Genomic DNA, 13,515 nt, shown 5'->3' with positions numbered 1-13,515 from the left:
TGTACCGTTGATTCTACCGCCGTTCCGGCCCCACGGCCGCAAAGGCCCGGGCTTTAGCCTCATGGATGTGCTGAATAATTTCCTCCAGTCCTACGCCGTGCAGGGCCCGCGCAAACAGGAACGGGCCATGCCCGCGCATACGGCGGGCGTCCCGGTCCATCACGTCCAAGTCGGCGCGCACCAGCTCGGCCAGGTCGGTTTTGTTAATCACCAGCAAGTCCGACTGGGTGATGCCGGGGCCGCCCTTGCGGGGCACCTTGTCGCCCCCCGACACGTCGATGACGTAGATGGAGTAGTCCACCAGCTCGCGGCTGAAATGGGCCGCTAGGTTGTCGCCGCCGCTTTCCACGAACAGGTAGTCGAGGCGGTTGTCGAAGCGCTTCATCAGACCTTCCAGCGCGTCCATGTTCAGGGAAATATCCTCCCGAATGGCGGCGTGGGGGCAGCCGCCGGTTTCCACGCCCACAATCCGGTCTTCGCTCAGCGCACTGTGCCGGATAAGAAACTCGGCATCCTCGCTGGTGAAGATGTCGTTGGTGACCACGCCCAGCTCGAACTCGTGGCGCAGCCGCTCGCATAAGGCTTTCAGCAACGCCGTTTTGCCCGTCCCCACTGGCCCGCCGATGCCCACCGTGAAGGCCCGCTGCCGGAAGTTGCGGTGCGTGGGCAGGCGCCGCGTCTCCCGCTGGGCAAAGTCGCCGGGCGAGTCGTACTGTTCGTGGGTGTGACCGTGGAGCAGCAAGGCGAGTTTATCAATGAAGGGCATGTTGAACAGTTGTTAGTTGCTGGTTGTCAGTTGTCAGAAGCACAGCCTACCTAGAACGTCATTCCCAGCGCAGCCGAGGAATTTTGCGTGCTGACTTTGTTGGATAAAGAACGTCATGCTGAGCGAAGCCGAAGCATCTCTACCGCTTCGTTGGGTTAGCATTGCAACGAAGCGGTAGAGATGCTTCGGCTTCGCTCAGCATGACGTTCCTTTTGCTTATCATTATTTCTTCAGCTCGTCGTTCTGCCTGCCAGCGTCAGTTCTGAAACAGGCGGGAATAGACCTGTTCGTGCAGCATCTGGGCGGCATCGAGCAGGACGGCGGAGCGAGTGGCGTGGCGGTGGTCGAGGGCGTCGGCCCCGAGCAGCAGGTCGTCGAAGATGGCGTAGAACTCGTGCTGCAGGCGGTGGCCTTCCATGGGGCCCAGGCAGCCCAGCCGAATGGCCGCGCTGACCTGGTCGCGCAACGCCAGGTGCAGGTAGAGCGTGTGAATTTCGGGCAGCGTATACTCAAGGCGGCGCAGGCTCAGGGCCAGCAACGGCACGAAGTGCAGCGGCAGTTCCTCGGCAGCCAGCCACTCGCCCAGGGCGGGCAGGCCGGCGGCCGGGTAAAACGAGTGCAGCAGCCGCAGCCAGGTTTTGCCCTGTGTGAGGCTGCCGCGGTGCAGGGCCGGCACCAGCAGCTGGGCGTCGTACTCCTGCACAATGGTGCGCAGGGCCCCAGCCCCGGCGGGCAAAGCGGCCCGGTAGCAGGCATTCAGAAATGGCACTTCCATCCCCACCGCCTGCTGCAGAAACGAGTACAGGTAATTCCGCAGCCCGCTTTCCGATTGCACCAGCCCAAACGTGCGGCTGCTTTCCAACCCATACGAATACGCAAACCCACCCGTCGGCAGGGCCGAATCGGCCAGGTGAAGCAAACGGGCAAGACGGGTAGACAATTTCAGGAGTTAGAAGTGAGAAGTAAGGAGCTAGGAGTGAGTAACTAGCTCCCCTCCTTGGAAAGGAGGGGTTGGGGGTGGTTGACGACGGTCGAACGATACTAGAGCTAAAAGCTAGCGGGCCGTTCAACGAATCAACCACCCCTAGCCCCTCCTTTCCAAGGAGGGGAACCAGCTCTCTAGCATTTAGATCTAAAACAGATTATACAGCTGCGTCAGGGGCAGTGTGTCCACCGGTTCGCAGGTGAGGTGCACGCCGTCGACGGTGACGCGGTAGGTTTCGGGGTCTACTTCGATGTTGGGCAGGTAGTCGTTCAGGGCCATGTCCTTTTTCTGCACCGTGCGGCAGCCCTGCACGGCTACTACCTGCTTTTTCAGGCCGTAGGAGGCGCGCACGTGCTCCACCGATGCGCCCGACACGAAGGCCAGCGCAATCGGGCCCACCGCCCCGCCGAAGGCCCCGAACATGGGCCGCGAAAACGAGGGCTGGGGCGTGGGGATAGAGGCGTTGGCGTCGCCCATCTGGCTGCGCACGATGACGCCACCTTTTAGCACCATTTCGGGCCGGGAGCCGAAGAAAGCGGGTTTCCAGAGCACCAGGTCGGCCAGCTTGCCGATTTCGATGGAGCCAATATGCTGCGCGAAGCCGTGGGCGCGGGCGGGGTTGATGGTGTACTTGGCCACGTAGCGCCGGGCCCGGAAGTTGTCGCAGCCGCGGGCGGCGTCTTCGGGCAGCAGGCCGCGCTGCTGGCGCATCTTATGGGCCGTTTGCCAGGTGCGCGTCACCACCTCGCCCACCCGGCCCATGGCCTGCGAGTCGGAGCTGATGATGCTGAGTGCGCCCAGGTCGTGCAGCACGTCCTCGGCGGCAATGGTTTCGCCCCGGATGCGGCTTTCGGCAAAGGCCACGTCCTCGGGGATGTTGCGGTCGAGGTGGTGGCAGACCATGAGCATATCGAGGTGCTCGTCGATGGTGTTTTTGGTGAAGGGCCGGGTGGGGTTCGTAGACGAGGGAATAACGTTCGGCTCGCCGCAGATTTTGATGATGTCGGGGGCGTGGCCGCCGCCCGCGCCCTCGGTGTGGTAGCTGTGGATGGTGCGGCCCTTGAACGCGCCCACCGAGTTTTCCACGAAGCCGCTTTCGTTAAGCGTATCGGTATGGATGCACACCTGCACGTCGTACTCCTCGGCCACCTGCAGGCAGGTATCGATGGTGGCGGGGGTGGTGCCCCAGTCCTCGTGCAGTTTGAAGCCCAGAGCCCCGGCTTCCAGCTGTTCGCGCAAGCCCTCGGGGCGGGAGGTGTTGCCCTTGCCCAGAAAGCCGAAGTTGAGCGGAAACGCATCGGTGGCCTTCAGCATCATCTCGATGTAGAACGCGCCCGGAGTGCAGGTAGTAGCGCTGGTGCCCGCCGATGGCCCCGTGCCGCCGCCCAGCATGGTGGTGAGCCCGGCGGCCAGGGCTTCATCGATCTGCTGGGGGCAGATGAAGTGGATGTGACAGTCGATGCCGCCGGCCGTGAGGATGAGCCCCTCCCCCGCCACCACTTCGGTGGTCACGCCCACCGTCATGCCCGGCGTCACACCCGGCATAATGTGCGGGTTGCCGGCCTTCCCGATGCCCGCAATGCGCCCGTTCTTCACCCCGATATCGGCCTTGTAGATGCCGGTGTAGTCGAGCACGAGGGCGTTGGTGATGAGCAGGTCCAGGGCCTCCGCCTGGGAAATGCCGGCGGCCTGGCCCATGCCGTCGCGCAGCACCTTGCCGCCCCCAAACTTGCATTCCTCGCCGTACACACAGAAGTCGTGCTCCACCTCAATCACGAGGTCGGTATCACCCAGCCGCACCCGGTCGCCGGTGGTAGGGCCGTACATATCGGCGTACGCGCGCCGTGAGATGAGAAGGGACATGGAGAGAAAAATTAGTCCTGGCCTAAGAAAATAAATCCACCATCTTTTTTACTCACATATCCAAATTGAGTATTACTGTATGTCACAGATATTATCTCTTCATCTTTACCGAATTCTTTCAATTTTAAAGCCTTGCAATACGCACACCGTTCGAAATTAAAGCTCACTATTGTCGGCCGCAAAACTCTATACATCGGTGTTTTGCTTTGGCTATGTGGATCTGTTCTCCATTTCACTTTCCCATTGATATCAATTGCAGTTATATATACTCTAGCAGAATCTAATACGTATTTTGTTCCGTCTTTTTTATCAGTAATCACTAACTGCTTTGGCTTGCCACTCAAGGTGGCATGTGCTACATATTGCCTAGTTTGAGCATTACAAAAGTTCACAAGTATTAAGCAACCCGAAAGCAATACAATATTTTTCATTCGCATTTTATTATTAGGAAAAGCAATATAACTATCGTTCCAACATCAGCACGTGAGATTCCTTGACTTCGTTCGGAATGACAGTTCAAACAAACTCAATCAACCTTCCCATTAATCCGCGCGTTGCCGCCGTACACGATTCTTTCCCCGGCCAGCGCCACCAGCGTTACGGTTTTCCGCTCGCCGGGCTCGAAGCGGACGGCGGTGCCGGCGGGAATGTTGAGGCGGAAGCCCCGAGCAGCGGCGCGGTCGAAGTCGAGGGCGGCGTTGGTTTCGAAGAACGGGTAGTGCGAGCCGACCTGGATGGGCCGGTCGCCGTGGTTGAGCACGTCGAGGGTCAGGGTTTCGCGGCCTTCGTTGAGCTGCAGGTCTTCGGTGGCCAGCTGGTACTCGCCGGGCGCGGGCGGAATGGTTTCGGGCGGCACGGCGGCCGGGCGCGGGGCGCGCACGAGGCCGGAGCCATGAAGGGCCAGCTCGGCGGAACCGGTTTCGCGGCAGATGGGGTGATGCACCGTCACGAGCTTGGTGCCGTCGGGGAAGGTGCCTTCCACCTGCACCTCGGCCACCAGCGCGGCCACGCCCGGCAGCACGTCCTGCAGCCCCAGAATCTGCTTGCCCTTGTCCATCAGCGCCGCCACCGACTCCCCGTCGCGGATAAACTCCAGCAGCTGGGTCGCCAGCAGCGCCACCGCTTCGGGGTAGTTCAGGGCCAGGCCGCGGGCGTAGCGTTTCTGAGCCACCACGCCGGCCTGGTGCAGCACCAGCTTATCGAGGTCTTTGGGGGAGAGATGCATCTTTTAGAACTGAGAGCTTAGAGGTGAGAAGTTAGACACTTCCGTTGAACGATGTAGAGACGCGACACTTCGCGTCTCCGCGTTGAACGACTTGCGCGTGGCTGGCTATGGGTTGGAAGCTGCATAGCACGAGCCGTTCAACGACGAGACGCGAAGTGTCGCGTCTCTACATCGTTCTGGCCTTATTACGCTACCGGAACTGCTCTCATTTCTCAGTTCTAAGCTCTCACTTCTAAACAGATTCCCATACACCATCCACCCGCCATACCCGATGCTGAGCAGGGCCGAAACGATGACCAGGCCGGCGCGCAGGTTGCGGCTGAAGCGCATGCGTTGGGTGAAGGGCACGCTCATCAGGCCGGTAGCGCCCAGCATACCCACCACCGAGCCCAGCCCGAACAGCACCAAATAGGCCACACTCAGCCAGGCGGAGCGCAGACTACCCATCAGCAGTAGCACCAGCGCCCCGCTGCCGGCCAGCCCGTGCACGAGGCCCACGGCGTAGGCCGTGCCCCGGCGGTAGCGCGGCGGGGCGGTTTGGTAGTAGCTTTTATCGGTGAGGCGGCTCAGGCCCAGCACCAGCAGCAGCGCGCCCACGGCCGCCTCGAAGTAGTTGGTGTGGCTGACGAGGGAGCGGCTCAGCAGCAGCGCGCCCCCGAACACCACCAGCGTGGTGGTGTGGCCCAGGCCCCAGAACAGCCCCTCACGCACGGCGTCGCGGCGGTGGTCGTGGCGGGCTACCAGGGTGCTCACGGCAATGAGGTGGTCGGCCTCGAAGGCGTGTCCGGTGCCGGCCAGCAGGGCGAAGGAAAGCGGCAGGGCCTCTTGCATGAAAACAGGCGCATCAGGGGGTTTAGGGTGGTAATCTAAGCGGAACGCTGTAAAATCAATACACTGTTCTCCCATTACCCTTAAAAAAATAACCCTGCTACCAGAGCAGGGCTATCTAATTTCGATAAACCACCTTCCAAACACTACCCTCCCACCACCGGAGCATTAGGGGCAGGTACAGAGGGGTTGTACTGGGGCGTGGCGGCGTTGTGGATGGCGGTGGCCAGGCCCTTGTCCGATTTGAAGTCGTTGCGCTTGTAGGGGCGGATGATAAGGCGCAGGGCTTTGTCGGAGCTGAAGTAGCTGATGGCCCAGCCCACCAGCGTAACTACTTTGTTGCGGAAGCCCACCAGCGTCATCAGGTGCACAAACAGCCAGGTTAGCCACCCGAAGAAACCGCCGAAGTGCTTGTTGCCGGGCAAATCCACCACGGCGCGGTTGCGGCCCACAATGGCCATGCTGCCCTTGTTGGTGTATTTGAACGGCCGTAGGGTTTCGCCGCGCAGCAGCCGCTTGAAGTTGTCGGCCAGCTGTTCGGCCTGCTGAATGGCCACGGGGGCCAACATGGGGTAGCCGCGGGGCATCTCATCGGTGACCATGTTGGCCACGTCGCCGATGGCGTACACGTTCTGGAAGCCCACCACCCGGTTCACCGTGTCCACGTTCACGCGCTTGTTGCGGGCCACGGCGGCTTCGGGCAGCCCTTCCAGCGCCGCCCCGTTCACGCCGGCCGCCCAGATCAGGTTTTCGGTCCGGATGAACTCGGTGTCGGAGTAATACAGCTTGCCGTCCTCGAAGTGCTTGGCCTGGGTGTTGAGGCGCACGTGGATGCCCATTTCCTCCAGGTAACGCTTGGCCTGCACCTGCGAGTCCTTGCTCATGGGCCCCAGCACCTCCGCGCCCGACTCTACCAGGTATATTTCCATCTGCTTGAGGTCGAGCTCGGGGTAGTCTTTGGGCAGTACGTCCTTGCGCATTTCGGCCAGAGAGCCGCAGATTTCCACGCCGGTGGGGCCGCCGCCCACCACCACCACGTTCATCAGGGCCTGCCGGCGGGCGGGGTCTTCGGTGAGGATGGCCTTCTCGAAGTTCTGAAACAGGTAGCTGCGCAGGTTCAGGGCGTTGGGCACGCTCTTGATCTGCATGGCGTTCTGCTCGATGCTGGTCAGGCCGAAGAAGTTGGTGAGCGAGCCGGTAGCCACCACCAGGTGGTCGTAGCGGATGTCGCCGATGTTGGTGGTGAGTGTGTTGGTAGCCGGATCAACGCGCTGCACGTCGGCCATGCGGTAGAAAAAGTTGTGCTGGCCGGCAAAGATCTTGCGGATGGGGTAGGCAATGCTGTCGGCCTCCAGGGCGCCGGTAGCTACCTGATAGAGCAGGGGCTGGAAGTTGTGGTAGTTGTTACGGTCAATCACCACTACCTGCACGGGCGCGTCGGCCAGGTCCTTGGCCAGCCGCAGCCCGGCAAAGCCGCAGCCGATAATGACAATACGAGGTTGGGAGGTGCGGGGCAGATTGGTATCCATAGCAAAGTCGGAAGGTCAAACAGTGGCTGTACTGAAGTTAGGGAGGAATGGTTGAATGAATGAATTGTTGGATTGTCCTTCTGGGCAGCACTAAGCACCTGCAGATTGGTGCAGTCCTCTACAGAGAGTTACGCCCCGAAAAAGCACAAAGCCCCTGACTTCCGCGCGGATGCCAGGGGCTTTGTTATGTCAAGAGTAGCCAGCACGCTAGATGCTTCGCGCCGCTCTGCATAACGTTCTGTGGCAGTTCACCTATTCACCTTAATAATCCACGCCTTCCTTCTTCTTGAACTCACCGCTTTTCACCTGGTTGATGAGCTGCAGCCAGCTGAAGGGGTTCAGTAAGGGGTTGTTGGTAGCCGGAGTAGCCCCGAAGCCCATGCGGCGCATCTGGTCGTTTTGCTGAGCCTGCATGGTCTGGCGGTAGTTGCCCATGCTCGTAACCGGCAGGGTATTAAACATACGCCGCATGATTTGCTCGTTGAGCTTATCGGCCGGGGTACGGTCGTTTTCGGTGGGGGGCTTCATGGCCAGGAAAGCCTCCTTAAAGGCCTTTTCGGTGGCATATGGAAAGATGCGCACCTCGGGCAGCACCGTGGCATCTTCCTTCAGGTTCACGATAACCGAGTAGCTCTGCCGCGGATAATTTTCCGGGATAATCACGTACTGGTTGCGGTAGCCCAGGCTCCGGATAACGATACTATCCCCGGCCAGCACCGGCAACGAAAAATAGCCGTAGGGATTGGTGGTAGTGCCGCGCCCGGCCTTGGGCACAAAAATAGCCGCACCCGGCACACCCAGCAGGGAGTCGCCGGAGGCCACAATACCAGTGAACTGCACTACCTGGCGCTGCCCCTGGGCCTGCGCCCGCCCGGGAGCCAGCAGCAACACGGCCAGCAGCACGCCCACTACGGCAGGAATCAACAGGAAACGAAATCGGGCCACAACTGACATACAAGGTGGTAGGAGATACCAAAGATACGGCACTTTCGGGGGCCGCTGCTGGGTTTGTGTATAAATTCGGGCCCGGGCTTCTGGATTGCCGCCGCGGGCATTTCTCTAAAGATGCGTCTGAAACACTTTACCGTTGCATTCGGCCAGCAACTCTTCAAAGCCCTCGGCGACGACTCGCGCGTACGGATCCTGCATTTGCTCTGGCGCAACCAGGAAATGTGCATCTCCGACCTGGAGCAGGTGCTGGACTTCAGCCAGACCAAAACGTCCCGCCAATTATCGTACCTGAAAAATGCAGGTTTGGTGAATTTTCGGCGGCTTGATAACTGGGTGTTTTACTTTATCAAGGACGAAGCCCAGGATTTCCTGCACCAACTGCTCGGCTACATGGAGCGGGACCCCCAACTGGTGCATGACCAGAAGATTTACCAAACCCTCTGGTCGAACCGGGAGTTGGCTGCGTATAAGCTGCAGAACCGCCGCTGGACCGGGAGCCACTGATGGACGCAGCCCTTGACGCTGTTTCTTGCCCGGGCCCATTGGCGGGTGTCCTTTCTGTTTCTGCTTGTTGCCCGTGAAATCTGCCGACTCTGTTATTCGCCTGTTTGTATGCACTGCCCAGAAAGACGAGGTAGGTAAGGACGTAGCCAAGGCCCTGAAGATTGAACTCAAGAAGCAAGGCCTGAAAAAGCTGCTGACCGGCGGCTCTACTCGCAAAGTGCGGGTACAGACCTGCAACTGCCTCGACCTGTGCAAGCAGTGCAAAAAAGGCCCTGGCGCTGCCCTTATCATCCACCCTGAAGGCACCGTGTACGGCAACGTCCGGCCCCGCGACGCCGCCGACATCGTGCACGAACACCTGGGCGAAGGCCGGGTTGTAGAACGGCTACGGCTTGATTGATTAATCGTCATGCTGAGCGAAGCCGCAGCATCTCTCCTGCTTCGTTGGATTACTATGGCAACAAAATGGGGGAGATGCTTCGACAAGCGGACGCCAGATGAGCATGACGGTCTTTTTGCCTAACGTTCATCTACCCTCCCCCATTCAACTCTTCACCTACTCACGCATCACCAGTGAAATACCGTCACCTTTTTTTCGACCTCGACCATACGCTCTGGGACTTTGAAACCAACGCCGATGAAACGTTGCGTCACCTGTTTGCTGAGCACAACATCGGCCGGCATGGGGTGACGGTGGAAAAGTTTATCAAGGAGTATTCCGACATCAACCACGGCTTGTGGCGGCTTTACCAGAGCGGCAAAATCACGCAGCAGCAGTTGCGCGTTACCCGCTTCCCGCGCACGTTTGTGCAGTTGGGCCTGCGCGAGGAAGATTCGCCAGCGGGCATTTCGGAGCAGTTTACCGACATTCTACCCCAAAAGAAAGCCGTATTTCCCTATACCTACGAGGTGCTGGACTACCTCAGGGACAAGGGGTACCGCCTGCACCTCATTACGAACGGCTTCCGCGACATTCAATACATCAAGCTCGATTCGTCCCGGCTGACGGAGTATTTTGAGGAAGTTGTCACGTCGGAATGCTGCGGCCACCTCAAGCCCGACACGCGCATTTTCGAGCACGCCCTAGAGCGTACCGGCGCCACGAGCCAGGAAAGCCTGATGATTGGCGACAACCTGGAATGCGACGTGCTGGGCGCCTACAATGCCGGCCTCGACCAGGTGTACTTCAACCCCGATAAGCGCCGCCACTTCAACCAGATTACCTACGAAATCAGCTGCCTGAGTGAGCTGAAGGAGATTTTATAAGGTTAAGACGGCAGTAACCTTTCATCAGCCTGCGCATGCCGCGCCGTGTGCAGGGACGAAGGGCATTATCCCATTGGTTGGTAACTCAGCTACACCAGGGTGAGTTGCGCTGCTCAAGTTGCCAGATGCCCACGCAAGCATCTGTCCTTACCTTTGCCCCATGATTCGCTTACTTGGTTTTTCGGGCCGGCGCGGTAGTGGTAAGGATACCGTAGCCCGGCTGATTCAGCAGCTTCAGCCGCAGCAGCGCTGGCACATTCGCTCGGTAGGTGAGCCCATTAAAGCGGTGTGTGCGGCCCTGGCCGGCGAGGGTACCGCCCCGTATTTTTCCCAGCAGGGTAAGGCCGAGAAGCTACCGGCCTTTGGCCGCACCCGGGGCGAAATGCTCCAGCAGGTGGGCCTGGCCCTACGCCAGTGGGAGCCGGATATCTGGGTGCAGGCCTTTTTCTCGCAGCTACCCACCGAGCAGCACACGCTCATTCCGGATGTGCGCTTCCCCAATGAGGCTGACCTCATCCGCAGCCGGGGCGGCCTGATGGTGCGCGTGGAAGGCGACCCGCTGCACCAGCGCGGCGACGGCACCCGCGACGATGACCACCCCAGCGAAACCGCCCTCGACCACTACCCCAACTTCGACTTCACCATCCACAACTCCGGCTCACTCGCTGATCTGGAATGGCAGGTACGGGCACTGCTGGGGCGGCTGTAGAAATCGTAGTACCCTACCCCACCGGTCCCGGCTGCTCCTGCCACGAGGGCGTACCGCCCGTCACGACGCGGGGCCAGTCATCCACGTATTCCAGCCGGTCAAGCAACAGCACCCGGCGCGAATGGCCCTGCTCGTCGTCGATGGCGTCGAAAGTGGGTTGTTGCGGGTTGATGGCGTGGTAGGCCAGCCAGTCGTGGCCGGCGGCATCGGTTACCACGCAGTTGTGGCCGGGCGCGTGCCAGTGGCGGTTGGCTTCGAGCAGGGTGGCGTACGGGTTGCCGGTAGCTTCGGCCAGCGTCTCGAAGGGGCCGAGGGCGTGGCGGGAGCGGGCCACCAGCACGGCGTAATGGGCCGCGGGCCCGCAGCAGTTGTTGCCCGAATAGAACAGGTAGTACCAGCCGTGGCGCAGGATAACCCAGCTACCTTCCAGCAACTGGTCGTAGCGGCGCGGGTCGCCGGTCCCGGCCGGGTGCAGCAGCTTGCGGGTTTTGCTGTTGGGCTTGAAGGATACCCGGTCATCGGCCAGCTCCCGCACCCGCAGCGGCCCGAAGCCCGAGCCCCAGTACAGCAGCCGCTTGCCGGTAGCCGGGTCGTCGAAGGCCATGGGGTCAATGTCCTGAAAATCCTTGCCGCGCCGCAGCGGGGCGCCCACGTCCCGGAACGGCCCGGCAGGCTCGGTGGCCGTGGCTACGGCCAGGCACAGCCCGCTGCCCCAGTCGGGTTTGGCGGAGTAGTAGAGGTAGAATGTGCCCGCGTGCTCACTCACGTGCGGGGCCCAGAATTTCTGGTGCCGACGGGCCCAGGCCGGCTTTTCCGGCAGACCTTCGCCCAGATACACCCACTGCACCAAATCCGGGGAGCGGGCCACCTGCAGGTTGATGATGGCGCCGCCGGGGCGCTTGGTCTGGGTTCCGTAGGCGTAATAGTAGCCGTCGGAAGCCCGGATAATGGTGGGGTCGGGAAAGTCGAAGTCCCAGACCGGGTTTTGATAGGTGGAGGCCATGCGGTGTGCTTGGTTGGGGTGTGAGCCGGTATACGCAGTTTTGGGGCTGAACAGTCTGTAGCCGACAGGCCCGTCCGGACACAGGCCCGTGCAGCTTCGCCCCATCATTCCCGGCAGCGCGCTACCTTTGCCTTCCCCACCACCCATCACGCCAAACCAGCACTCCATTATGGCCAACGGCTTTTTCAACGTCCCCGTCCCCATCAACGAGCCTGTAAAAGGCTACGCCCCCAACTCGCCCGAGCGGACCGAGCTGCTCAAGACCCTGAAGGAACTCAAGCAGCAGGAGCGCGACATTGCTATGCACATCGGCGGCCAGGAAGTGCGCACCGGCAACACCCAGCGCATCTCCCCGCCCCACGACCACCAGCATACTCTCGGCCACTTCCACGAAGGCTCGGCCGCGCACGTGCAGCAGGCTATTGACGCGGCCCTGGCTGCCCGCCCCCAGTGGGCCGAGCTGCCCTGGGAGCAGCGCGCCGCCATCTTCCTGAAAGCCGCCGATTTGCTGGCCGGCCCTTACCGGGCCCGCATCAACGCGGCCACCATGCTGGGCCAGAGCAAAAACTGCTTCCAGGCCGAAATTGACGCCGCCTGCGAACTGATCGACTTCTTCCGCTTCAACGTGCATTTCATGCAGGAGCTCTACCGGCAGCAGCCCCAGAGCCAGCCCGGCATGTGGAACCGCCTGGAGCACCGCCCGCTGGAAGGCTTCGTATTCGCCCTCACGCCCTTCAACTTCACTTCCATTGCTGCCAACCTGCCCTCTTCAGCAGCCATGATGGGCAATGTGGTAGTGTGGAAGCCCGCCAACACCCAGATCTACTCAGCCCAGGTGCTGATGGAGTTGTTCAAGGAAGCCGGCGTACCCGACGGCGTAATTAACCTGGTGTACGTGGACGGCCCCACCGCCGGGGAAGTTATCTTCAACCACCGTGACTTTGCCGGTATTCACTTCACCGGCTCCACGGGCGTATTCCAGAACATCTGGAAAACCATCGGCCAGAACATTCACAAATACCGCAGCTACCCGCGCATCGTGGGCGAAACCGGCGGTAAAGATTTCATTGTGGCCCACCGCACGGCCCACGCCAAAGCCGTAGCCGTGGGCATCAGCCGCGGCGCGTTTGAGTACCAGGGTCAGAAGTGCTCGGCCGCCTCGCGCGTGTACCTGCCCTCCAACCTGGCCGACGAAATCCTGGGCTACGTGAAGGAGGACCTCAAATCGTTCAAGATGGGCGACGTGGAGGACTTCTCGAACTTCATCAATGCCGTTATCGACGAGCGGAGCTTCGATAAGCTGGCCAAGTACATCGACGGAGCCAAGGCCGACCCGAACGCCGAAGTCGTGGCCGGCGGCAACTACGATAAGTCGAAAGGCTACTTCATCGAGCCCACGGTTATAGTAGCCAAAGACCCCAAGTACGTGACTATGTGCGAGGAGCTGTTCGGCCCCGTAGTAACGGTGCACGTGTACGATGCCGACAAGTTCGAGGAGACGCTGGAGCTGGTGGATACTACCTCGCCCTATGCCCTCACCGGCGCCGTTTTCGCCCAGGACCGCTACGCCATCGATCTGGCCTCGAAGAAGCTGGTGCAGGCCGCCGGCAACTTCTACATTAACGACAAGCCTACCGGCGCTGTGGTGGGCCAGCAGCCCTTTGGCGGGGCCCGCGCCTCCGGCACCAACGACAAGGCCGGCTCTCTGCTGAACCTGCTGCGCTGGGTGTCGCCCCGCGCCATCAAGGAAACCTTCGTACCGGTTACGGACTACCGTTACCCCTTCCTGGGCTCGGCTCCGGCGGAGGATCTGAATAAGGATACGGGTTTGTAGTCTTTTGCCAGAATAAGCACAAGGGAAACGCCGCCTCGGAAAACCGGGGCGG

Annotated in this window: 14 protein-coding genes; 5 read left to right on the top strand and 9 right to left on the bottom strand. The window is 60.7% G+C overall.

The features are described 5' to 3' along the window. Window positions 1-13 precede the first annotated feature (13 nt). From ureG to EI290_RS11845, 8 genes are all read right to left on the bottom strand, one after another. On the bottom strand, window positions 14-766 hold the full coding sequence (gene ureG, locus EI290_RS11880; RefSeq protein WP_125430312.1) for an urease accessory protein UreG: 753 nt from the start codon (window positions 764-766) through the stop codon (window positions 14-16). Window positions 767-1,022: 256 nt separating this feature from the next. Next, window positions 1,023-1,706 (bottom strand): urease accessory protein UreF, encoded by a 684-nt coding sequence (locus EI290_RS11875; RefSeq protein WP_185816968.1) that lies wholly within the window; start codon window positions 1,704-1,706, stop codon window positions 1,023-1,025. A gap of 192 nt (window positions 1,707-1,898) precedes the next feature. After that, window positions 1,899-3,614, bottom strand: a complete 1,716-nt coding sequence (gene ureC, locus EI290_RS11870; RefSeq protein ID WP_125430306.1) for an urease subunit alpha — start codon at window positions 3,612-3,614, stop codon at window positions 1,899-1,901. 11 nt (window positions 3,615-3,625) lie between these two features. Continuing rightward, window positions 3,626-4,045: a hypothetical protein gene (locus EI290_RS11865; protein WP_125430303.1), complete on the bottom strand. Its 420-nt coding sequence runs from the start codon at window positions 4,043-4,045 to the stop codon at window positions 3,626-3,628. A 95-nt stretch (window positions 4,046-4,140) separates the two neighbouring features. Next, the gene (locus EI290_RS11860) at window positions 4,141-4,839 is read right to left on the bottom strand and encodes an urease subunit beta (RefSeq protein WP_125430300.1); all 699 of its coding nucleotides are present in this window, start codon (window positions 4,837-4,839) and stop codon (window positions 4,141-4,143) included. A 105-nt stretch (window positions 4,840-4,944) separates the two neighbouring features. Continuing rightward, window positions 4,945-5,670, bottom strand: coding sequence for an urease accessory protein (locus tag EI290_RS11855; protein WP_125430297.1), 726 nt, complete (start codon window positions 5,668-5,670; stop codon window positions 4,945-4,947). 143 nt (window positions 5,671-5,813) lie between these two features. Then, a complete protein-coding gene (locus EI290_RS11850; protein ID WP_125430294.1) occupies window positions 5,814-7,196 on the bottom strand; it encodes an NAD(P)/FAD-dependent oxidoreductase in 1,383 nt (460 codons plus the stop codon). Between the two features lie 261 nt (window positions 7,197-7,457). Further along, window positions 7,458-8,141, bottom strand: coding sequence for a carboxypeptidase-like regulatory domain-containing protein (locus EI290_RS11845; protein WP_185816967.1), 684 nt, complete (start codon window positions 8,139-8,141; stop codon window positions 7,458-7,460). 120 nt (window positions 8,142-8,261) lie between these two features. Here EI290_RS11845 and EI290_RS11840 point away from each other — a divergent pair, with 120 nt between their 5' ends. The 4 genes from EI290_RS11840 to EI290_RS11825 all read left to right on the top strand — a co-directional run bounded on the left by EI290_RS11840 (window position 8,262) and on the right by EI290_RS11825 (window position 10,626). Next, window positions 8,262-8,651, top strand: coding sequence for an ArsR/SmtB family transcription factor (locus EI290_RS11840; protein WP_125430288.1), 390 nt, complete (start codon window positions 8,262-8,264; stop codon window positions 8,649-8,651). A 73-nt stretch (window positions 8,652-8,724) separates the two neighbouring features. Then, entirely contained in the window at window positions 8,725-9,051 is a 327-nt protein-coding gene (locus EI290_RS11835) for a (2Fe-2S) ferredoxin domain-containing protein (protein WP_125430285.1), read from the top strand. A 173-nt stretch (window positions 9,052-9,224) separates the two neighbouring features. Then, window positions 9,225-9,917 carry a YjjG family noncanonical pyrimidine nucleotidase gene (locus tag EI290_RS11830; protein ID WP_125430282.1) on the top strand — a complete coding sequence of 231 codons (693 nt, stop codon included), beginning with the start codon at window positions 9,225-9,227 and terminating at the stop codon, window positions 9,915-9,917. A 160-nt stretch (window positions 9,918-10,077) separates the two neighbouring features. Next, complete coding sequence (locus tag EI290_RS11825) at window positions 10,078-10,626, top strand: hypothetical protein (RefSeq protein WP_125430279.1); 549 nt, start codon at window positions 10,078-10,080, stop codon at window positions 10,624-10,626. A 13-nt stretch (window positions 10,627-10,639) separates the two neighbouring features. Here the strand turns inward: EI290_RS11825 and EI290_RS11820 are convergent, their stop codons facing one another. Next, on the bottom strand, window positions 10,640-11,629 hold the full coding sequence (locus EI290_RS11820) for a glycoside hydrolase family 43 protein (protein WP_125430276.1): 990 nt from the start codon (window positions 11,627-11,629) through the stop codon (window positions 10,640-10,642). Window positions 11,630-11,798: 169 nt separating this feature from the next. Between EI290_RS11820 and pruA the strand changes: the two genes are divergently transcribed. Further along, window positions 11,799-13,463 (top strand): L-glutamate gamma-semialdehyde dehydrogenase, encoded by a 1,665-nt coding sequence (gene pruA, locus EI290_RS11815; protein WP_125430274.1) that lies wholly within the window; start codon window positions 11,799-11,801, stop codon window positions 13,461-13,463. Window positions 13,464-13,515: the final 52 nt, after the last annotated feature.

Source organism: Hymenobacter metallilatus, from assembly GCF_003944705.1.
Taxonomy (GTDB): Bacteria; Bacteroidota; Bacteroidia; order Cytophagales; family Hymenobacteraceae; genus Hymenobacter; species Hymenobacter metallilatus.
Note: the sequence above shows the minus strand (reverse complement) of the source record. Positions and strands in the feature narration are given on the sequence as shown.

Excerpts from the sequence above, each read along its gene's own strand:
- EI290_RS11865 (WP_125430303.1), bottom strand. The coding sequence starts at position 4,045 with ATGAAAAATATTGTATTGCTTTCGGGTTGCTTAATACTTGTGAACTTT.
- EI290_RS11820 (WP_125430276.1), bottom strand. The coding sequence starts at position 11,629 with ATGGCCTCCACCTATCAAAACCCGGTCTGGGACTTCGACTTTCCCGAC.
- ureC (WP_125430306.1), bottom strand. The coding sequence starts at position 3,614 with ATGTCCCTTCTCATCTCACGGCGCGCGTACGCCGATATGTACGGCCCT.
- EI290_RS11855 (WP_125430297.1), bottom strand. The coding sequence starts at position 5,670 with ATGCAAGAGGCCCTGCCGCTTTCCTTCGCCCTGCTGGCCGGCACCGGA.
- EI290_RS11825 (WP_125430279.1), top strand. The coding sequence starts at position 10,078 with ATGATTCGCTTACTTGGTTTTTCGGGCCGGCGCGGTAGTGGTAAGGAT.
- pruA (WP_125430274.1), top strand. The coding sequence starts at position 11,799 with ATGGCCAACGGCTTTTTCAACGTCCCCGTCCCCATCAACGAGCCTGTA.
- EI290_RS11840 (WP_125430288.1), top strand. The coding sequence starts at position 8,262 with ATGCGTCTGAAACACTTTACCGTTGCATTCGGCCAGCAACTCTTCAAA.
- EI290_RS11850 (WP_125430294.1), bottom strand. The coding sequence starts at position 7,196 with ATGGATACCAATCTGCCCCGCACCTCCCAACCTCGTATTGTCATTATC.
- EI290_RS11860 (WP_125430300.1), bottom strand. The coding sequence starts at position 4,839 with ATGCATCTCTCCCCCAAAGACCTCGATAAGCTGGTGCTGCACCAGGCC.
- ureG (WP_125430312.1), bottom strand. The coding sequence starts at position 766 with ATGCCCTTCATTGATAAACTCGCCTTGCTGCTCCACGGTCACACCCAC.